A 21,502-nucleotide genomic window follows, 5' to 3' on the forward strand; every position below is an offset into this window, starting at 1 on the left:
ATCACGTAGACTTCTTGATTGTTCCAACCCCAGTCGCCGACGAGAGATTCTTCTGTTCATGGATATGGCTAAGCTTGCTGCCGAGCACGGACTCGACAGAGTCGGTGGACGGCCTTCTTTGCCTGAGTACGTCAAGCAGCTGATCCAGCGCAGCGACTTCACCTTCACGCTTGCGAAGTACAAACTGCAGAGTGAGAACGAACGCAACCGCCTCGGCATGCTCTGGGTGCTGCTGCGCCCGGCATTCTCCGCCCTCATCTACGGCACGGTCTTCGGCTTCATCATGCAGGGTGCCACGGCGCGTCCGCCGGACTTCGCCCCCTTCGTCATCATCGGCGTCTTCGTCCTCGAATTCTTCAACTCCTCGATGAACGGGGGAGCGAAGTCGATCATCTCGAACGCCTCCCTCGTTCAATCCCTGCCGTTCCCGCGCATCGTGCTGCCGATCGCTACGGTGTTTCAGAATCTCCTCAACTTCATCCCCACCTTCATCTTCATGGCCCTGCTGGTCATGCTCTGGGGAGCCCGACCGGACTGGGACTGGCTCCTCTTCATCCCGCTGGTCATTCTGTTCTGGATCTTCAACCAGGGCGTGGCCTTCATCTTCGCCCGCGTCACCGTTCACTTCCGTGACCTGTCCCAGGTGACCCCGTTCATCTCCCGGATGATCTTCTACACCTCGGGTGTCTTCTTCGACCTCAAGGTCATGGTCGAGAAGATCAATCCGGCCCTGCAGCCCTTCGCCGACTGGCAGCCGCTCAACAACGTGCTCGCCATCGCTCGCGGCATCCTGATGAAGGACGGCGCCATCCCCTACGACTACTTCTGGCACCTGGCGATCTGGGCCTTCGCCATCTTCATCTTCGGCTTCGTGTTCTTCTGGCAGGCCGAGGAAAGGTACGGTCGTGATGAATGAGCAGACCCCTATGAACACCGGCAGTCTCCCCGAGGTGACCGAGCACAATGACCCCGTCGTCATCTGCGATGGCGTCCACGTCCGCTACAAGACCTTGGCCACGGGCAAGAAGCTCAAGCTCGGCGGCGGGGGCGGCATGCTCAAACGCCAACGCGGCATCCAAGAGGTCCACGCGCTCAAGGGCGTCAGCTTCGTCGCCCACCGCAACGAGTCGATCGGCGTCATCGGCACCAACGGCTCCGGCAAATCTACACTCATGCGCTCGATCACGGGACTCACCCCGACCTCCGAGGGGTCGATCTATGCGAGTTCGCGGCCGAACCTCCTCGGCGTCGGCGCCGCCCTGATCCCTGATCTTTCCGGTGCCCGCAACATCATGCTCGGATCCCTCGCCCTGGGCCTGACCCGCTCCCAAGTGGAGGAGAAGTTCGACGACATCGTCGAGTTCACCGGACTCCAGGACTTCATCAATCTGCCGATGCGCACGTATTCCTCGGGCATGTCCCAGCGCCTGAAGTTCGCTATCGCGACCTCCGTTCAACACGAAATCCTCATCGTGGACGAGGCGCTCAACGTCGGCGATAAGAAGTTCCGTGACCGCTCCGAGGGTCGGATCCGTTCGATCCGGGAGAACGCCGGTACTGTCTTTCTCGTCTCGCATTCGATGCGGTCGATCAAGGACACATGCAACCGCACGATCTGGATCGAGAAGGGCGTGCTCACCGCCGACGGCCCCACCGAGGACATCGTCAAGGAGTACGAGGACTTCAACAAGGCCGATAAGGGCAAATAGCGCCTCCTCTCCACCGACTGAGACACCCGATTGCATCCGGCAACGACCGCAGTAGACTCATCCCCTGACATCAAGGCGACCGGTCGGGCCGCCTCAAGCCGGGTGACGAGCAATGGGGCCCGCATCCCAGAAACAATGAAGAGGTATGCGGATGAGTGCGCCGACACTAGAGACGAGCGCGGATAAGGCGAGGGCCCGCAAGGCCGTTGTCGCGGCAGGATTGGGCAATGCCCTCGAGTGGTACGACATCATCCTCTTCGGGTTCATGGCCACGTCCATCACCGCGACCTTCTACCCGGGCGAGGGACTATCGGCGCAGCTGATGACCTGGGCGACCTTCGCGATCACCTTCGTGGTCCGACCTTTGGGTGCCGTCATCATCGGCCGCTACTCGGACAAGCACGGCCGCAAGGCAGCCCTGTCTCTGACGATCGGGCTGATGACGCTCGGCGTCTTCATCATCGTCGTCCTGCCGGGCGAATCTGTGCTCGGCATCTGGGCGGCGATCGGTCTGGCCATTGCCCGCATCATCCAGGGTATCTCCGCCGGCGGCGAGTTCGGCTCTGCCACCGCCTTCCTGACGGAGAATGCCACACGCGGCAAGGCCTTTTACGCCTCTTTCCAGACCGCGACCCAGGGCATCTCGATGTTCCTTGCCGCCGGCATCTCCTGGATATTCAGCTCCATCCTCACCGAGGACGCTCTGCACTCCTGGGGTTGGCGAGTCGCCTTCGCCCTCGGCCTGCTCATCGGCCCCGTCGGCTGGTACATCCGCGCGAAGATGGACGACACCCCGGAGTTCGAAGCCGCAGAGAAGGCTGACAATCCCCTGCGCATCCTGCTCGGGCAGAACCTCGGACGCCTGGCCTCCGCGTTCCTCATCATCGCGATGGCCACGATCTCGGTCTACCTCATCACCTACTTGCCGCAGTTCGCCGTAGGCAACCTCGGCCTTGAACCGTGGGCTGCGTTCCCCGGTGCCGTCGTCGCCGGCATCATCACACTCATCGGAGCCCCCTTCGCCGGCACCCTCGCCGGCAAGGTGGGGGCCACGACCGTGATGATCCCGACCACCATCGCCGGCATCATCGTCGCCTGGCCGATGTTCATCCTGCTGACCGCCAGCCCCTCGATCGGTGTTCTCACCCTGTGCGAGGCGATCGTCGGTCTGTTCATGGTCTTCTACTTCGGCCCCATGCCCTCATTGCTCTCCGAACTCTTCCCCGTCCAGATCCGCAGCTCCGGCATGACTATCGCCTACAGCCTCGGTGTCGCGATCTTCGGCGGTTTCGCCCCGCTCATCCTCACCGCACTGGTCAGCGCCACCGGCGAACTGACCGTGCCCGGCTTCTACTACGCCGCACTGTCCCTGCTCTCCCTCATCGGCGTCATCGCCGCCCGGAAGGTGTACAAGCAGCGCTGATCTTCGCCGAGGCGGGCCGACCAGCTGCTGGATACATGGTTCACAGTGACAAAGGGAAAGCTCTTTTGAGCAGCGCGGTTCACTTTGCTTTTCGAATATGCCGCAGAAGCAAAGCAGAACGTGTTCTGCCAGCCTGCTGCCTATTTAAGAGCCTCGCCTGTTGGAGCAAGGCCGAGGTACTCAACTCCCATTTCCTGAGAAGTCCCCGGCTAAATTATTGCGTTTCCACGCGGAAGATAGTGGGCGTTACGGCCAGCAGCATCTCCGCGAACAAGTCGTCCTTCCTGGACGAATCGATCAAGTGCGCCCCTCGCTCCGGCCGGAGTCATTCCAGTCAACTTGGAATAGTCACCCGACGTGATCCGGTCTTGAACCTCAAACCATTGGCTGACTATTTCGGAAGCCTCTTCGGCGCCTGGTGCCATGAACCAGAGCACCCGCTGGCGTTGCAGCATCTTTCGATCTGCGGCCTGCCCTCCAACGATATGGCGGGCTTCCTTCGATAGTGTCCACACATTCTTAAGGGGGGAAATCAGCGGCTGTCCATCGATGACGCATCTGTGCGCTATTTCGAGGGCCTCGGCAGCTTCGTCGACGGTTCGCTGCAGTATCTTCGACATTCGTTGCACCGTTGTGAACGGGCTTCTCAGGAGAGTGTGAACTATAAGCGCAATTTGCACGTCTCGTTGCCGGGCTGCCGGTTGAATCTTTGAAGTCAGCCGAACAATGGGAAGAAGAGGTTGACCTCCTGCGAGGCGTACTCGCACTCGCGGCCCAGGCTCCTCCACGAGCAATGGTGGACGATGTCCAATACTGACCATTTCGCGATACATCCCGTCGACTCCGACGCCCTGCTTATCGACCAGTCCGAGCGCTCGAGAAACATCCGCTAATGCGGGATACCGGCTATAGCGCTGTGTGAGGACATTGTCTGCTGAGATTCCTCCGACGAACCCACCCGGGGAGACAACGGTCAGCGACGCGTCGGCCTCAACCCAAGTCGCGGTCGTCGGCTCTTGTAGATTCCAATCGCGATGCACCACTCCATTGAGTACGGCTTCTCGGGCCGAGCGCGATGGCAGTTGACGAATCGCGCGTTCTGAGAATTCCCCTGGCAGGGTGATTCTGTCGTTGGCCGCGTCCAGAAGTGCTTCTACCCGCTCTATTTGTTCCAGGAGGCTCAGTCCTTCGTATTCAGAATCATAGGCAAGAATGTCGCCGCCTTCGACATCTAGCCTGGTCCATGTCAGCCGTGCTCTTGGTGCAGGACAGAACAGCAAGGCTCCAGCCTCTGTGAGATAACCGTCGACGCTCAGCACCCCGATGCGACGCAGCATGTCAGAAGGCGCAGCTGCAGCGAGGTCAGCTTGAGTGTCATTCGAGGTGTCGCGTCTGGCCAAGTAATCCCGGGCCACTGCAATTGCTTCGGGCCTGACACTATCTATGGTGAACGAAGTCGGTCTGGCCATGGAATCCCAGCCGCTTCGGTCTTGACGTCGAGCCCACCATTCCCCTCGGTCGACGGGCACCGAGGCGGCTCCCACCCTCCAGCGGATTCGTCCGCTTGTATCGTCGACGGGTTCGCGAGCTTCAGCTGCGTAGATCACAAGCAGCCTGATCCCTTGCTCGATGTGCTCCTCGATCTCTGGAGCAACCTCAACTCGTCGGTAGATCTGCTGGCGAAGCCACTCAATGTTCAAGTCTGTGCCGAGCAGGTCCCCTGAGCGATCTTCTACTCCGACGATGAGCGCTCCGCCTCCAGGAGTATTGGCCATAGCCGAGACCTCATCTGCCAGCTGATCGGCGGCCTTAGTGTTCTCTGAAACTCCAGGTAGCAGACTTCCGGCGACTCCTCTGCGTCCAGCTTCTTCTTTGAAATCCACTCGCTGACGTTCTGCGCTGTCAGGAAGTGCGCCCGTCCGCAACGATTCCAGGCAGACCTCCACCGCCTCGCGAGAACGTGCACGGTCTGCCATCAGCTCGGTCCCCGGTTCAAAGGGAAACCCCCTTTGCGGTTCGCTCATGACTTTCACTTTACACCTGAACCTAAATGCAAAGTAGTCGTGAGTGTCTGGGGGCGCTATCTATTTCCAGAAAGGATGATCGGCGAGCCGCAAGGTCGTCCTTTCTTGACGCAAGATATCCACAGCTGGCGTGACGAGTTTCGACACTAGGCGATCACTAGTCGTTAGCCGCGCCGCCCGCTCCCTCCGCAAACCGCACGAAGTACCTCAGCGCTTCGAACGAATCCACGGCATCCGGGTTCGCGACCTTCTCCAAAGCATGTCCCTGGATGAGGCGTTTGACCGGCACTTCGAGCTTTTTGCCCGTGCGGGTGTGCGGGATGGCCGGGACGGCAATGATGTCGTCGGGCACGTGCCGCGGTGAAGCCTTGGTTCGCAGGTCGCCGGCGATCCGATCCCGCAGCCCATCATCGAGCGAAACCCCGTCGGCCAGCACCACGAACAGCGGCATCCAGTATCCGCCGTCGGGTTGCTCGGCTCCGATGACGAGGGATTCGGCCACCTCGGCGATGCCGTCGACGACGTCGTAGATGTCGGCGCTGCCCAGGCGCACGCCGTGCCGGTTGAGGGTGGCGTCCGAGCGTCCGGAGATGATGACGCTGCCGTGGTCGGTGATCGTGATCCAATCACCGTGGCGCCACACTCCGGGGAACATCGAGAAGTACGTGTCCCGGTAGCGTTGCCCGTCGGGGTCGTCCCAGAACTTCACCGGCATCGTCGGCATCGGGGCGGTGATGACCATCTCCCCGACCTCGTCGATGAGTGGATGACCAGAGTCGTCCCAGGATTCGAGGGCCACGCCGAGGTTCGGCGCCGAGAGCTCACCCGCCCACACCTCGAGGTTCGGTGCGGAGCCGGCGAATCCGCTGACGACGTCCGTGCCGCCGCTCGTCGAGGCCAGCTGCACGCGTTCGCCGATGGCGTCGCGGACCCAGGGGAAGCAGTTCGCAGGTACGGGTGCGCCGGTGGCGCCGATCAGCCGCAGGTTCGTGAGGTCGTGCTCCCGGCCGGGTTCCAGTCCTGCCTTCATTCCCGCCAGGAGGATCCCCGGGCTGAGCCCGAGCACGTTCGCCTGCGTGTCCGCGGCGATCTCCCACAGTCGTCCCGGACCGGGGTAGAGGGGGCTGCCGTCGAAGCAGACGGTTGTGCCTCCTGCCACCAGTGCGGAGACGACGAAGTTCCACATCATCCAGTTCGTGTTCGTGTACCAGAAGAAGCGGTCGCCGGGTCTGATGTCCATGTGCAGGCCGAACATGCGCAGGTGGTCGACGACGACTCCGCCGTGGCTGTGCACGATTCCCTTAGGGATCCCCGTTGTGCCCGAGGAGTAGAGCACCCACAGCGGGGTGTCGAAATCGACGCGCACGAACTCGGGCGGGGTATCGCCGGAGGTGACCTCGTCCCAGGTGGTGAGGTTCGCGATCGTGTGGTGCTCATCGAGGACACCCACGCCGAGGTTGCCGACCCCGACGACGGCCCGCAGACTCGGTATCCGTGCCGCCAGGTCCGCAACCTGGTCGCGGCGGTCGAAGCTCTGCCCGTTCCAGAGGTAGCCGTCGGCGGCGAAGAGGACTCTCGGTTCGAGCTGGCCGAGTTTCGCGGCGGCTCCTTCGGCCGCGTAGTCCTGGGCACAAGCCGACCAGATGGCGCCGATCGAGGCGGAGGCGAGGACGGCGATGAGGGTGTGGTGGGTGTTGGGCAGATAGCCGACGACGCGGTCGCCCTGACCGACGCCTTGGCTGCGCAGCCAGGCGGCGACGGATCCGACCTGGCGGCGGAGTTCGCGCCAGGTGGTCTCTGAATGATCGCCGGCCTCGGTGATGGTGATGATCGCGGGTTCGTCGGCGAGCTTGTCATCGAGTGCATGACGCAGAGCGTGTTCGGCGTAGTTGAGATGAGTGCCGGGGAACCATGTGGCACCGGGCATGGAGCGGTCGGCGAGGACTTCCGTGTACGGTTCGTCGGCGATGACGTCGAAGAAGTCCCAGATGGCACTCCAGAAGCCGTCGAGGTCGTCGACCGACCAGCGCCACAGATCGTCGTAGCTGACCATGCCCTGGCCCGCGCGCTGATTCGCGAACTCGGTGAAGTCGAGGATCAGCGGACGCGGAGTCTGGTCGGGATTCGGGCGCCAGATCGGTTCAGCGGTCAAGTCTTCTCCTCAGCACTTCGGCAGGCGGTAGCGAATATGGTCTCCACCAGCTGAAACGAGGTGTACTCGTCCCGCAGTGAAGGCGTTGAGTCCACCTTACGCCGCCGACGCAGCGGCTTTTGCAGTCCGTCCAGAACGCAACTGCGCCGCTGAGAATTCTCAGCGGCGCAGTTCTCATGTAGGCGGATTCAGTTTCAGCCCCACACGCCTCGGGTATCGTGCACGATCTTCTGCGTGAGTAGAGAAGCATCCAGGTTGATGAACTCGTTGTGGTCGACGAGCAGGAGAACGATGTCGGCCTGCTCGATCGCAGTCTCAGTCTCGGTCAGGGTCACGTTGTCACGGGGCCCCAGCTCAGCCGGAAGCTCTTCGACGTTCGGCTCGACTGCGAGAATCGTCGCTTCAGGAAGCTCCTCAGCCAGACGATTGACGATCTGACGAGCCGGGCTCTCACGCAGATCATCGATGTTCGGCTTAAAGGCCAGTCCGAGCGTCGCGATCTTCACTTCGTCGATGCGCTTTGCCTGAGGAATGAGTTTGTCCAAGACGAACCCGGGCTTCGAGTCGTTGACTTCGCGAGCAGTCTTGATTAGCGGCGACTGCTCCGGAGCTGTTGCGACGATGAACCACGGGTCCACGGCGATGCAGTGGCCGCCGACACCGGGGCCCGGTTGCAGAATGTTGACGCGAGGGTGGTGGTTGGCGAGTTCGATGAGTTCCCAGACATTGATGTCGAGCCCATCGGCGATCATCGACAGCTCGTTGGCGAAGGCGATGTTGACGTCGCGGTAGGCATTCTCTGTCAGCTTGGATAGCTCTGCCGTCCGCGCGTCCGTCATGAGGAACTCGCCCTCGCAGAACAGCTGGTAGAGGTCGCGGGCGCGTTCGCCTGCGTTGCCGTTGAGCGTGCCGACGATGCGATCGTTTGTCCGCAGCTCGATCATGATGCGGCCGGGCAGCACACGCTCGGGGCAGTGAGCGAAGTAGATCGTCTTCGCAGTGTTTTCCTCGAGCGTCAGATCTGGGCGCTGCGACAGAATCGTGTCGGCCAGGAATTCGGTTGCGCCGGGAGGCGAAGTCGACTCGAGGATGACGAGCTCATTGCCCTCAAGCAGTGGTGCGATCTGCTTGCCGGCTGTTTCGATGTAGGACAGGTCAGGTACGTGGCCGTCTTTAAAGGGCGTGGGTACGGCGACGATGTAATTGTCGGCGTGTGGAGTCTCGGTTGTAGCGCGCAGAAAGCCCTGGGAGACGACGCCAGCAACCGTCGTCGACATATCAGGCTCGACGAACGGGACTTTGCCCTGGTTGATGAGGTCGACAGCCTTTTGGTTGATGTCGACACCGACGACGTTTGCTCCAGAACTGGCCAACACGGCCGCAGTGGGTAGTCCGATGTAGCCGAGGCCGATGACGGAGACCGAAGGGCGATTGCTCTCGGGAGTAGGGGTCATAGATCTTCTCTCTGGGTTCTAGTGGCGGCGATGGAAATCTGCTGTCAGCTACCGCTGCACTGCGTGACACACGACAGGTGAAATGTTATTGGATAATGTCGCGGCCACGAAACAGTGGGCGGTTCAAGCCGCTATTGGTGATGTGGCCCACCTTGCGAGTCAAGGTTCGGTAAACTTACCGTGTATTTTTTCTCTTCAGGATAGGCCCACTGTGGAGATGTGATTGAATTCTGTAAAAAGTGAAGAACTGTTCGCGCACCTCGGCGGGTCTGGCCTTGAGTCAACGGTCGGCCCGCCTTTGTGCGTTGGGAATTGGTCTTCAAGTCACGAAGGAGTTGCATTGAGCGCTGGCAAGTCAGGTATCCCCCCGAAGGTCATGGTTGTGTATGGAACCAGGCCAGAGGCGATCAAGGTGGCCCCGGTGATCAAGGCTCTTGAAGCGGATCCGAATCTTGAGCCGATCGTCGTCGTCACTGCTCAGCACCGTGAGATGCTCGACCAGGTGAACCAGGTGTTCGAAATCGAACCCGATGTGGACCTCAACCTCATGGCGCACGGACAGACCCTCAATACCATCGCGGGCAGCGTCATCAGCAAGATCGACGATGTGCTTGCCGACCACGAACCAGATGCGGTTGTCGTCCAGGGTGACACCACGACGGTGATGGGAGCGGCAATCGCGGCATTCAATCGGGAGATTCCAGTGGTCCACCTCGAAGCTGGACTCCGCAGTGGGGATATCAATTCACCGTTCCCCGAAGAGGCCAATCGGAAGATCGTCTCCCAGATCGCTCGCGTGCATCTCGCACCGACTATGGTTTCTCGGAGCAATCTGCTCGCGGACGGGGTACCTGATGAGAATATCCACGTCATCGGCAATACGGTCATCGACGCTCTGCAGTGGGCCGTTGAGCGCCCGGTCGAATTCAGCCTTCCTGAGCTTCAGGCGCTGGAGACTGATGAGCGCCGAGTTCTGCTGGTAACCACCCACCGCCGAGAGAACCTCGGCGACAACATGGTGAACATCGGCAAGGCTATGCGACACCTGGCTGCCCAATATCCCGATCTGCTCATCGTCTGGCCCGCGCACAAGAACCCCAAGGTCCGCGCGTCGATCGCCCCTCAGATCGAAGACCTCGACAATGTGATCTCAATCGAGCCCGTTGAGTACGGCGAGTTCTCGCACCTCATCAACGCCTCCGACATCGTGCTCACCGACTCGGGAGGAATCCAGGAAGAGGCCCCCAGCCTGGGCAAGCCGGTTCTGGTTCTCCGAGAGAACACGGAACGCCCCGAAGCTGTGGATGCGGGTACGGTGAAGTTGATCGGTACTGCAACCGAGAAGATCATCTCCGAGGTTTCACGACTCCTCGACGATAAGAAGTCTTACCGGGACATGGCCAATGCTGTGAATCCCTACGGTGACGGCCATTCGGCCGGTCGCAGCGTCGATATTCTCAACGAGCTTCTCGGCGACAACTGAACCTTCGGTCAGAAGCAGTAGTGTCCACGGCTGAAACCGAAACTGTGGACATTGCTGTTGGCCAACAGCAGATCGTCGTCGACAGTCCACGTATGACTATGCGAGTCACGAACTTGGACGAAGTTGAAACGGTCTGCAGAGTAGATTCGAGCTCCGTCTGAGACGAGTCGCCGTTGCAGGTCGGTATCTTCGCCCAGAGTGCGATCGGCGAATGGAGTTCGACGGAACAGCTCTCTGCTCCCCATCAAGGTGGGGCCCATGACAAGATCGGTGAAACGGTGCTCGCGTTCGGGGAACCGGCACATGACGATGTCACGATTGCGCAGGTGAAGGTAGTGAGCCTGCTTGCCGACGAGATCCGCATTTGAATAGCGCAGAGCTGCGAGCTGGTCCGTCAGATAGTGCTCACCGTAGACGTCGTCATCATCCATCTTGGCGATGACGTCGCCAGATGCCGCTTCGATGCCGCGGTTAAGGCACGCGCCCAGGGAATCCGAGCCCGGGGCCTCGAGCAGTATCAGGTTTTCGATCCCCAGCTCGGTTGCATAATTCAGCACCTCCGGCGATGAAACGAACCCGTGTTGGACGATGATGAGCTCTCGATTCTCAATCTTCTGCGCTGCGTGCGTCTCAAGGACGTTGCTGAGGTGTCCCGGGCGATTCGTCGAGACCACGACAGACACGGAACGAGGAATCGGATCGCTGTACTCGACTCCAAGGGAGTCCATGATCGTCATCGCGCGATGAGTGTAGGTGTGTTCGTTCCAGATGCGCCGTTGCGCGAGATGCACCGTGCGGTCTCGAAGTTCACCGCTTCTCACATATGCTCTGAGGGTGAGTTCGGCTTCTTCTTGCGTCTCAGGCTGAGGGAGCTCTGAAAGTGGGAAGAACCGCTTCGTCGCTTCACTGGGGGTCGAGATGACCGGAGTTCCGGCGGCGGTGATCTCGAAAATGCGCCTCGCGCACATACTTGGCGAATCGACCACCGAGTTCACATTGAGGAATGCCTTGTAGTTCTTGTAGGCCGTCAGAAGGTTTCGGTAAGGCAGAGACCCAACGACTCTTTCGGCCAGAGTACCGGGAAATTGATAGCGCTCGTCGTCGCCGAGGAACCGGGAGAAGATCTCAAGTCCGTGCTCCATCCGAGGGGACACGTTATCGGCGGCTCCCAAGAGCAGGTCCATCTGAGCTCGTCGCTCGGGGAATTTATGAGTGAAGTACATCCCCGCGAATGCGATATCGCGTGTGGCGTAATTGTGCGCAGGTCGGACTGGAGAATGAATTGCGGGTTGAGCGGCGAACGCCAAAGCGGCGATGCGGTCATGCCCGAGATGTTTCCTGTACTGGTGGACAAGTCGCACGTCGCTGGTGAAGACGACATCGAATAGCTTGGCCAGTGGAAGGAAATCGTCGAAATGGGGAGGATCTTCCTTGTTCCAGAACACTGTTGGGATTCTGCGATGACGACACTCTGCCAGCAGTTCGACAACCTCGGGGCTTGGTCCGGTGGTGCCGGTGAGCTTGAACTTCCAGTCCCCACCGTTGCCATTCCACGCTGATTCGATGAAGACGAAGTCGACCGAGTCCAGCTGCGATGTCCATCCATCGCGTTTCAGTGGGACAGCCGCCCATTCGTAACCGAAGCTCTCCGCTGAGAACTCGTCGAGGATGGTGCCGACTCTGAGATCGTCGAAGACAGGCCGACGATCGGACTTCGGAGCTGCAGGAAACGCCTCTAGCAGATTGTCTGCAGTGAGCTGGTCGGTCGTCCGTCCATCGGCAACGCCTTGGTGAAGATTCCGACGGCGCCTCCACTTCAAGAATTGAGCTGGGCCGCCGTGGCGCAGATGCCAGAGACCGGTCCGCAATGTGCGAAGAGGAGTTTGAGGCACAGTAGGATCCTTTCGACCTGATCAGAATCGCGCAAGTCCTGTTTCGCAGAGACCCGAATCAAGTAGGCACGAACATTACGGGATTTATCACACTCTACTTGCAGTGGGGCAACCGAAATGAAACCATTTCTTAACGCTTTCAACTGTCTTCCTGTGCGGAAGCTGACAAGCCCAATAGTACAATCAAGAGGTTGCAAGAAGCTCGGTCGGATGCTGCGAGATGTATACGGCGCAATCGTAGACTGAGTTGAACCAGACCATGTAGGACGAGGGAAAAGAGGACAGTGGGAAGCAACACAGGGCCCATTCCCTCACGGACCCCAATGAGACGGCACGGCAGAGCGATGGCGCTGTCACTCATCGATGGTCTCGTGTTCGCGTTCCTCGTCGTATCGATGACGTTCGTGAGGTACGACTTCCATGCGTCTCTGGTAAACGTGCCGGGAGTGCTCGTCTGTTCGGCGGTCGGTTTGATCGTCTTTCTCATCGGCGGGCCCCTGGCGATCTACCGCGGTCGCTACCGACGGGGTTCGACCGATCAGTTCGCCGCAATCGTGGGAACGGTTGCTCTGGGTGTCGGCATCATGTGGGTGGCCGAATTCGCCTTCGCCAGTCGACTGCTCATCCCGACCAGCGTCCCCATTACGGCGGGAGCGCTCATGGTCGTGGTCAAGAGCCTCGAGAACTGGATTCGTCGCAACTTGAGGCAACGCAGCCTCACCACGTCCGGTGCGTCCCGGCCCACGATTGTCGTCGGCGCGGGGAACAAGGGCATGCTCGCCCTCGATATGATCGCTCAGGACACGCACAGCGAATTCGTCGCTGTCGGCATCCTCGACGACGACCCTGCTAAGCGGCATCTGCGCTACAACGGAATCCGCGTGCTCGGACCGATCGCCGATATCGCCACCCATGTCGATCGCACCGGTGCCGGGGCTGTCATCATTGCGATCGCTGACCTGCCGCCCGAAGAGCTCTCCCGTATCGCGTCGAATCTCGAATCCCGGCCGGTCGAGATCAAGATCATGCCGAAACTCTCGGACTCCGCGTTGGCACGTCCCGAGCCGGACGTCCATGACGTCGCTGACCTGCGTCACCGCAGCTTCCGCGATGTCAGCCTAGAAGACCTCATCGGACGCAAGCCGATCTCGACGAATATCGACGACATCGCCTCGGCGATCACCGGCAAGGTTGTCCTCGTCACCGGTGCAGGCGGCTCCATCGGCTCACAATTGTGCCGTCAGGTCGCCCGGTTCGATCCGGCCCGACTCATTATGACCGACCGGGACGAATCCGGCCTGCACGCCACTGAGCTCGGCCTCGAGGGGTCAGCCCTTCTGACCAATGATGACCTCGTCCTCGGAGATCTGCGAGATCCGGCATTCATCGATATCCTCGTCGCTGAGGCGAAGCCGGACATCATCTTCCACGCTGCGGCTCTCAAACACTTGACTTTCCTAGAGCGTTTCCCGGAGCAGGCAGTGCGCACGAACATCGGAGCCAGTCTCGATCTGCTCAATGCAGCGGTGGCTCACGACGTCGATGCCTTCGTCCATATCTCCACCGACAAAGCCGCAGGTGCGACCTCAGTGCTGGGGCGGACGAAGTTCTCCATCGAACGGGCGATCGCCTCTGTGGCCGCGGCAACCGGACGACGCTATATGTCGGTGCGGTTCGGCAATGTGCTCGGTTCCCGGGGGTCCGTGCTCGAGACGTTTGTGGCCCAGGTGGCGGCCGGTGATCCTGTCACAGTCACCGACCCGGAGGTCACTCGATACTTCATGACGGCCGATGAAGCCTGTGAACTGGTTCTGCAGGCTGCGGCGATCGGTGGCCCCGGAGAGACCTTGGTCCTCGACATGGGCGAACCGATCCGCATCGATGACCTCGCCAAGCGAGTGATCGCGCTGTCGGGTCGCAGTGATGCTCAGATCGTCTACACGGGTCTGCGCCCGGGGGAGAAGCTGACTGAAGCCCTTCTGTCGCCCGGAGAGGTCGACAGTCGACCCACCCATCCGCTGATCACTCAGGTGCCGATCGCTCCGATCGATCTGGAGAAGCTCGGCGATCTGGTCGCCGAATCTCGTGCCCCGCAGGTCTTCACCCACCGGTCGAGTCTCGAGGAGCATCTGACGAGCCTCCTCGCCTCCGAGGAGGTCCCGGTCACCGACGACGCAGCGATCGCCATCGCCCCGGATCCGGCATCATCAGGAGCCTCCGAGCCCGACACAGACGCTCATGACACCGGAGTCGGACTCTGATGCCTCTGCAGTCGCTGGTGATCCTGGTTGTGGCCGCGGTGGTCACGGCTCTCAGCGCCCTCATCGCCTTTCCGCTGCTCCGCCGAGCGGGGGTCGTCGATGTCCCCTCTCATCGCTCCTCGCATACTATGTCGACCGTCCGCGGCGGGGGAATCGCCATCGGCTGCGGCATCACTGTGGCGACGGTTCTCGCCATGGTGTGGACTGTCAGCGAAGATGGGGTCTTCGGCCTCGGCGGAACCCTCCTGCCGATCGGTTTCCTGGTCCTGACCTGGTGCTATTCGGCCATCGGGATGAGCGATGATCTCGACTCCCTGCGCCCCGCCGGGCGGCTGATCGGACAGGTCATCCTGGCTCTGCTGTTCAGCGCCATCATCGCAATGTTCTCAACACAGGGAGTCGCTCACGTCATCGCCTTCGCGGTTATCGGCGTAGCCACTGTCAACGCCGTGAACTTCGTCGACGGACTCAACGGGTATGTCACCGAGTGGACCATCGTCACCGCTGGATGGTTCGCCTTCGTTGGGTCCTGGGTGGGCGAGAGCGATATTGCGCTGCTCGCTCTGGCGTTGGTCGGGGCTGCTGTCGGGTTCCTCCCATTCAACCTCGGTCGGGCCAAGGCGTTCCTCGGAGACACAGGAAGCTACGGGATCGGGGCGGCAGTATTCGCTCTCGCGGTCTGGCTGTTCGTTCAAGGCGTCCCGATCGTCGTCATCATCGCACCGATGATCTTCGTCTTCTTCGACGTCGGACTCACTTTGGTCCTGCGCTTGTTTCGAGGGGAGAATATCCTCTTGCCTCATCGTGAACACATCTACCAGCGGATCCAGCAGGCAGGGTGGCCGCACAGCTCTGTCTCGCTCTTCCACGCCTCGCTGTGTGTCCTCGCGTGCATCATGGCTATACCGACGCTGCTGAGCGGCAACACGGCGACGACGTATCCTGCCCATGTGTTCTGGGTTGTGCTGCTTGCTCTCTACGCGCTGCTGCCGCTGTGGCTGCGGCGACGCGCTCAGAAGGAGGTGGCAACCGCATGAGGATCCTCCTGCTCAGTCACTACTACTGGCCCGAGGTCGGCGCCCCGCAGCGCAGATGGGCGACACTCGTCAGTCATTTTGTCGACCGAGGGCACCAGGTCATTGTCGCCGCTCCTCATCCACACTATCCGCACACCAGGCGCGATGAGTTCTTCGGTTCCCAGGTCGGACGTCTGCGGAGACGGGTTGCGGCGAAACTCGGCGGAACGTGGGAGACGGGCGAGCTGGGGGAGCGGATCATTCGTGTGCCCTACCTGCACAGCGGAAGCTCCATGGCTCGGCAGTTGCTCGACCAAGGAGTCGCCTCGGCAGGAGCCGTCAACGCAATCATCGGCAGAATGCGCGGTCCGCACAGACCCGATGTCGTCATCTCGACGACGCCGGCACTGCCGTTCCTCTTCGCGGGGGATATCATCGCCCGAGCACTGCGTGTTCCTCATATCGCCGAGGTGCGAGATGTCTGGCCCGATCTCATCAGCGATCTGGCACTGGTGACGAACGCAATCGGAAAGTACATTCCTCGGGCCGCGACATCCTATCTCGAGGAGAAGGTCCTTCCCGGACTGCTTACCGTCGTTCAGCGACGAGCCTCTGCGGTTGTCGTGACGACCGAAAGCTTTCGCTACCTCCTTGAACGCAGGGGCATCCATGCCGAGGTCGTCCGCAGCGGTGTCGCACGGTCAGAGATCGACCAGACGCCTCATGAGTGCACCGCAGACGATAGAGATACCAAACTGCTCTATGTCGGTACCGTCGGTCGGTCACAGGATCTTGCCTCCGTGATCGCTGCGGCCTCCAGGACCCCCGGAATCAAGGTCCGCATTGTCGGCGACGGTGCCGACAGATTGAACCTCCAGACTCTCGCCGGAACACTCGGAGCACCGGTTGAGTTCTTCGAACAGACGACCGGTCAAGCCCTCGCCGAACATTGGGAGTGGGCCGACGCAGGGCTCGTCAGTCTCGGCGATGTCCCCGCTCATTCGCTCACTGTGCCATCGAAGCTCTATTCGCTCATGGCTCGTCGAGTGCCGATTCTCGGTGTTGTGGCAGGAGAAGCGGCCGAGATCATCAGCGAGAACCAGGCCGGCGTCGTTGCTCGGCCTGGAGATGTGGATTCGATCGTCACAGCGATGCAGGCACTGGTACAGGGTGTTGAGAGCCCGGACGACGCCGGACATCGGTGGGTGGTCGACCATGCATGCGTCGACGTGATGGGCGCCGAATATGACCAGATCCTTGAGCAGGTGCGGTCATGAACTTAAAGTTCCTTGCCAAGCAGATCGGCAATGCGGTCATCACGACTGCCGGCCATATGAACGATGACCGCGTCTTCTTCTCCATGCAGTTGGCGCGCCGCCTCCCGAAATCAGCATCACAGACGGTCGGCCGTTTGCTCGGGAGAGTCCCCGGTGCCGCGACAGGTGCCGCCTCGGCGTGGCTGTTGGGACAGGAGAGCCGTGCCAAAGCCATCATCACAGCGGCCGAAGAAGAGCAGCCGTCTCGACTGCTCGGAGAGATCGCTCTCAACCTCGGCATGCTCAATGCCGCAGATCGCATAGCTGACTCGCTCGACTCCGCAGCGTCGTTGCGCTCTCGCATTCTGTGGACCGTAGGCAACATCGACGAGGCGATCAATGTGCTCCCGGACGGCAAGCGCAAGCGACGTCTTTCTGCAGAACGCAAGTCCATGTCTCCTGGATGGTGGCCCGACACTGAATCGCATCTTGTTGCTCGGCCCGTTGCCTGCACGAGCGCTGGATCTGCCGCGTCCCTGCATGTGCTGACGAACTCCCTGCCGCACACGCGATCCGGCTACGCATACCGCAGCCACCTCATTCTCACCACGCTCAAAGACGCCGGACACCGAGTGGCAGCGACCACTCGTCCCTCCTACCCGGTGACAATCGGCCGCCTCAGCGGAGACATGGTCGAGTCTGTAGATGGTGTCGACTATCTGCGAGACGTACCGCTCCGCCCAGCCGCCACACCCACCGCACGGCTCGAAGAGCAAGCTGCGTGGATCGCGGACCAAGCTCTCGAACGTCAGGTGGACCTGCTCCATACCACCACGCATTACGTCAACGGACTGGCTACCGGCGCCGCGGCCCGAGCGATCGGGCTGCCCTGGGTGTACGAGGTCCGGGGGGTTCTCGAGGAGACCTGGGTTGCGGCCGGCAGCACACCCGCCGAACGCACTGCGCGGCGGGAGAGTCAGCGCTTCGCACTGATGCGGAGCAAAGAGATCGAAGTTGCGTCAGCAGCAGATGCCGTCATCACTCTCGGCGAGACTATGCGTGAGCACCTCATCGCCGGTGGAGTCCCAGCTGAATCGATCACGCTCATCCCGAACTCCGTATCCGAAGCCGTGGTGAATACGGACACCAGTCGGTCGCCGGGCGAGGTTCGACTCAGCCTCGGACTGCCTGTGGACGGCATCTGGGTCGGCACCGCCACGTCGATCGTAGGTTACGAGGGTCTCGACGACCTCGTCGATGCAGTTGTTCTCGCTCGCCGGCAGGGCACGGATATACGGCTTCTCATCGCCGGTGACGGCGTTGCGTTGCCTGAGCTGCGCGAACGTGCCGCGTCGCTTGGAGACAAGGCGGTATTTACCGGACGCGTATCGCAAACACAGGCAATTGAATATCAGCTGGCGCTCGACGCCATCGTCGTTCCCCGCAAGGACGAACCGGTCTGCCGTCTGGTCACACCGATCAAACCGATCGAAGCGATGGGGCTGAGAAGACCGGTCATCATCTCTGACCTGCCGGCTCTGCGAGAGCTTGTGCCGGGGAGCGCCGGATTGTGGACCCCGCCGCAGGCACCTCAATACTTGGCACAAACGCTGTCCGAATTGGCTTGCGATGACAGTGATCGAGAGAATTATGGACACAATGGACGTGCACACGTTCTTGCGACGCGCAGGTGGAAGGAAATCGGACGACGATATGGGCTGGTCTATTCTCAACTCATGGGAGCTGACGCAGGATGACTGAGACGAAGAATCCGTTGGGCCTGAGCTCGATTCCCTCGGTCTCGAGCGACGGCCTCGTGCCCGTTGGACGTCGGGCAAGTCTGCGCAACTATCTGACCGCGCTGTGGAATCGTAGGCACTTCATAATCGCCGAGTCTCGTGCCAAGATGTCCAGTTCAACGAGGAAGAACATGCTCGGTTACGGCTGGCTATTCTTCAACCCGCTACTTTCTGTACTCGCATATTGGTTCATATTCGGCTTTATCCTGCAAACTTCGCGAGGCGTACCGAACTTCCTCGGCTTTCTCGTCATCGGTGTGTTCTTCTTCGGTTTTACGGGAAAGTGCATGACTGGCGGGACTGGGGCGATCCGAGCGGGGGCGTCGATGATCAAGGGGTTCCAATTCCCTCGCGCTGCACTGCCAATCTCGACAGTTGTCCGCAATTTCCTTGATTTCATGCCGACTGTGCTCGTCATGACCATCGTCCTCGCGGTCGTTCCTCCCCTTGAGGTGATCACGTGGCGGGTGGTGCTTGTAATCCCAGTCATAGTCCTGCAGACCTTATTCAATGTGGGCCTAGCATGTTTGTTCGCCCGACTTGGTCATAGGCTTCCAGATCTCACGAATTTCATGAGTATTGTTAGCAGATTCTGGTTGTACGGTTCAGGCGTATTCTTTTCCCTCGAGGATCGTTTAGCTGATCATCCAATGCTCCAAACGATCATGCAGTACAACCCGATGCACGCTTACCTGACAATCGTGCGCAACTCTTTGCTCTACGGAGTGGATTCGGATCCGAGGCTGTGGATCATCGGGGCGGCGTGGGCATTGGGCCTAATGATCGTAGGATTCCTATTCTTCTGGAGAGGAGAGGAAAACTATGGACGACTCTGAGCTGCAGCATCCGAACATCATTGCTGAAAATGTCCAGGTCCGGTATACCGTCAATACCAATGATCCGAACTACCGAGCCAAAGGACTCAGGCGACTGACTAACGCAGTCGCGGGCCGCAGAGGTCAGACGACAGTTCGTGCTCTCCGTGGAGTCAACTTCGTCGCCCGTGAAGGCGAGATGATCGGCATCGTCGGTGCCAACGGCTCCGGAAAGTCAACGTTCTTACGTAATGTCGCCGGTGTAGAGCAGCCGGATCGAGGGCGCATTCTGGTCCGCTACCAGCCGCTTCTACTCGGGGTCAGCGCCGCTCTGCAACCCGCACTGTCGGGCAGCGAGAACGTCCGTCTCGGCTGTCTGGCGATGGGCCTTTCCCCCGAAGAAGCTGAAGACGCCTTCGACTATGTCGTTGAACTCTCTGCGCTCGGAGCGGCGATCCACCGCCCGATGGGGACCTACTCCTCAGGGATGGGGGCGAGGTTGCGGTTCGCAATTGCTTTGGCTGCGCGTCCAAAGATTCTACTCATCGACGAAGCGCTATCGACCGGCGATGCTACCTTTGCCGAGCGCAGCGAACAAGCAATGGACAAACTTCTGGCTGACGCCGGAACGGTCTTATTGGTGAATCACGCTGCCAAGGTAATTCAGGAGCTGTGTACCCGTGCAGTCTGGATGCATAGGGGTGAGATCCTCATGAATGGCCCAGCCGAGGCTGTCGCAGAAAAATACCGGTGGTGGGCATGGAACGTGGCCAAAGGCAAGCAGGATGTTGCTGACAAACTTCTCCACGACGTCGTTAGCAACGCGGTTAAAGAGGAAATCGAGATTCTTGAGCCCGAGCTCAGTAAGAATCCAATACCTAGGCATGCGTCCCGAACGGCTAAGAAGAAGCGAATATCGACTGCGAGGCACGCGAAGAAACTAGGCCCCAGGAACAATACCGAAGCAGGAAGGGCAACATATGAAAGTGACAACGACAGGCAAATTTGGCCAGAAAAACTAGACACGCCAATATCGCCGGCGCGCTTTCCAGCCTTGCCGAAACCAGCTCTCGAGACTAAGTCAATGACACCTCGTCTGAACGAAGGTGCCAATACGCTGAAGCCAGCTAAAGCTAGAGTCATACTTCGGGCGGCGAATCCGAATGATCGTGCTTCAACTGTCGCTGCCGGTGACGACCTCACGAATCGAAGACTCGCGTCCAGAAATGGAAATAATACCGTTCAAGACTCTGCTATCCAGCAGAAATCTCATGCAGGTATTTTAAATGTCGAGAACAAACTGGAAAACGGCCGAACGAACCGTGTGGAAGACACATACCAATGAATATAGCTATATTTGGCTCCTGCGTTAGCAGAGATACGTGTGAGTATATTCCGAATGCCAAAGTCGTTGAGTATGTCGCGCGACAGTCAGTGACCAGTCTTCTCAAACCTCGGAATCGCTCTGAATTTGACCTGGAGTCAATCGAATCACCATTCCAACGAAGGATGGTCGAAGGCGACTTACAAGGAAACGGCTCCCGGACAATTCAAGCGCACTCTAGTGAGCTTGATGCAGTGCTAGTCGACCTCGTTGATGAACGGCGCGGCTTCTTTCTACTCGATGACGGATCCACTATAACGAACTCGGTTGAAGTACAAACAAATGGGCTCACCGAGTCAGCGGAGATCAGAAATGCGAGACACGTTCCTTTTGGGAGCGACGAGCATTTCCGGTTATGGTCCAAGGGATTCCATCGGCTTTCGGAAGATCTCGAACAGACGGGCTTGTTGAAGAAAACTATTTTGTTGGATATCGAATGGGCGCAGGCGATTGAAGGTTCCAGGCATCCACACCAATCGTGGTGGAGCCATATTAGCCGCCGATATCGGCGGGCTCAACGGGGACTTAGAAAATCGATTAGAGGATACACACGGGATCAATCGGCATATCAAGCGTGGATGAACTTCAAAAACGTTGAATCGACACAGGCTGAGCTGTTTGCCGAACGGGCTAAACGCGCAAACAGTGCCTATATCAGATACCGTCAACGCGCTGGAGAAATGATTCCGTCGAGAATTCAACGAGAGAGTCCAGAGCTACGAATCGCGAAAAATCACAAATGGGGTCCGCAGCCGTTTCACTATCGGCCTAAAGATTATCAATCGATAGCACAAAGCATAGTTCGAACAGTTGAAAGAAACTCCGATGCCTAAC

General features: G+C 59.7%; 15 protein-coding genes. 11 read left to right on the forward strand and 4 right to left on the reverse strand.

Annotated elements, in window-relative coordinates; translation table 11 throughout:
• Nucleotides 1-64 precede the first annotated feature (64 nt).
• The 3 genes from CV023_RS17880 (at nucleotide 65) to CV023_RS17890 (ending at nucleotide 3,132) form a co-directional block, all read left to right on the forward strand.
• On the forward strand, nucleotides 65-916 hold the full coding sequence (locus CV023_RS17880) for an ABC transporter permease (protein WP_230748424.1): 852 nt from the start codon (nucleotides 65-67) through the stop codon (nucleotides 914-916).
• Entirely contained in the window at nucleotides 909-1,709 is an 801-nt protein-coding gene (locus CV023_RS17885; protein ID WP_230748425.1) for an ABC transporter ATP-binding protein, read from the forward strand. The genes CV023_RS17880 and CV023_RS17885 overlap by 8 nt, the downstream gene beginning before the upstream one ends.
• 151 nt (nucleotides 1,710-1,860) lie before the next feature.
• Complete coding sequence (locus CV023_RS17890) at nucleotides 1,861-3,132, forward strand: MFS transporter (protein WP_230748426.1); 1,272 nt, start codon at nucleotides 1,861-1,863, stop codon at nucleotides 3,130-3,132.
• Nucleotides 3,133-3,341: 209 nt separating this feature from the next.
• On the opposite strand, the gene CV023_RS17895 is transcribed toward CV023_RS17890, so the two are convergent.
• The 3 genes from CV023_RS17895 to wecC form a co-directional block, all read right to left on the reverse strand.
• Nucleotides 3,342-5,156: a DUF5635 domain-containing protein gene (locus CV023_RS17895; protein WP_230748427.1), complete on the reverse strand. Its 1,815-nt coding sequence runs from the start codon at nucleotides 5,154-5,156 to the stop codon at nucleotides 3,342-3,344.
• A 157-nt stretch (nucleotides 5,157-5,313) separates the two neighbouring features.
• Nucleotides 5,314-7,308, reverse strand: coding sequence for an acetoacetate--CoA ligase (locus CV023_RS17900; RefSeq protein ID WP_230748428.1), 1,995 nt, complete (start codon nucleotides 7,306-7,308; stop codon nucleotides 5,314-5,316).
• A 194-nt stretch (nucleotides 7,309-7,502) separates the two neighbouring features.
• Nucleotides 7,503-8,762, reverse strand: a complete 1,260-nt coding sequence (wecC, locus tag CV023_RS17905) for a UDP-N-acetyl-D-mannosamine dehydrogenase (RefSeq protein WP_230748429.1) — start codon at nucleotides 8,760-8,762, stop codon at nucleotides 7,503-7,505.
• 376 nt (nucleotides 8,763-9,138) lie between these two features.
• On the opposite strand from wecC, the gene wecB reads away from it, so the two are divergent.
• Nucleotides 9,139-10,245, forward strand: coding sequence for a non-hydrolyzing UDP-N-acetylglucosamine 2-epimerase (gene wecB, locus CV023_RS17910; RefSeq protein WP_230748441.1), 1,107 nt, complete (start codon nucleotides 9,139-9,141; stop codon nucleotides 10,243-10,245).
• Nucleotides 10,246-10,253: 8 nt separating this feature from the next.
• Here the strand turns inward: wecB and CV023_RS17915 are convergent, their stop codons facing one another.
• Nucleotides 10,254-12,137: a glycosyltransferase family protein gene (locus CV023_RS17915; RefSeq protein ID WP_230748430.1), complete on the reverse strand. Its 1,884-nt coding sequence runs from the start codon at nucleotides 12,135-12,137 to the stop codon at nucleotides 10,254-10,256.
• A gap of 344 nt (nucleotides 12,138-12,481) precedes the next feature.
• Between CV023_RS17915 and CV023_RS17920 the strand changes: the two genes are divergently transcribed.
• From CV023_RS17920 to CV023_RS17950, 7 genes are all read left to right on the forward strand, one after another.
• Nucleotides 12,482-14,398, forward strand: coding sequence for a nucleoside-diphosphate sugar epimerase/dehydratase (locus CV023_RS17920; protein WP_230748431.1), 1,917 nt, complete (start codon nucleotides 12,482-12,484; stop codon nucleotides 14,396-14,398).
• Entirely contained in the window at nucleotides 14,398-15,435 is a 1,038-nt protein-coding gene (locus CV023_RS17925; protein ID WP_230748432.1) for an MraY family glycosyltransferase, read from the forward strand. Before CV023_RS17920 ends, CV023_RS17925 begins: the two co-directional genes overlap by 1 nt.
• The gene (locus CV023_RS17930) at nucleotides 15,432-16,691 is read left to right on the forward strand and encodes a glycosyltransferase family 4 protein (RefSeq protein WP_230748433.1); all 1,260 of its coding nucleotides are present in this window, start codon (nucleotides 15,432-15,434) and stop codon (nucleotides 16,689-16,691) included. The genes CV023_RS17925 and CV023_RS17930 overlap by 4 nt, the downstream gene beginning before the upstream one ends.
• Before the next feature lie 185 nt (nucleotides 16,692-16,876).
• On the forward strand, nucleotides 16,877-18,427 hold the full coding sequence (locus CV023_RS17935; protein ID WP_230748434.1) for a glycosyltransferase family 4 protein: 1,551 nt from the start codon (nucleotides 16,877-16,879) through the stop codon (nucleotides 18,425-18,427).
• Nucleotides 18,424-19,305, forward strand: coding sequence for an ABC transporter permease (locus CV023_RS17940; protein WP_230748435.1), 882 nt, complete (start codon nucleotides 18,424-18,426; stop codon nucleotides 19,303-19,305). Before CV023_RS17935 ends, CV023_RS17940 begins: the two co-directional genes overlap by 4 nt.
• Nucleotides 19,292-20,629, forward strand: a complete 1,338-nt coding sequence (locus CV023_RS17945) for an ABC transporter ATP-binding protein (protein ID WP_230748436.1) — start codon at nucleotides 19,292-19,294, stop codon at nucleotides 20,627-20,629. The genes CV023_RS17940 and CV023_RS17945 overlap by 14 nt, the downstream gene beginning before the upstream one ends.
• Nucleotides 20,626-21,501: a DUF6270 domain-containing protein gene (locus CV023_RS17950; RefSeq protein ID WP_230748437.1), complete on the forward strand. Its 876-nt coding sequence runs from the start codon at nucleotides 20,626-20,628 to the stop codon at nucleotides 21,499-21,501. Before CV023_RS17945 ends, CV023_RS17950 begins: the two co-directional genes overlap by 4 nt.
• Nucleotide 21,502: the final 1 nt, after the last annotated feature.

The organism is Brevibacterium sp. CCUG 69071 (assembly GCF_021023135.1).
Classification (GTDB): domain Bacteria; phylum Actinomycetota; class Actinomycetes; order Actinomycetales; family Brevibacteriaceae; genus Brevibacterium.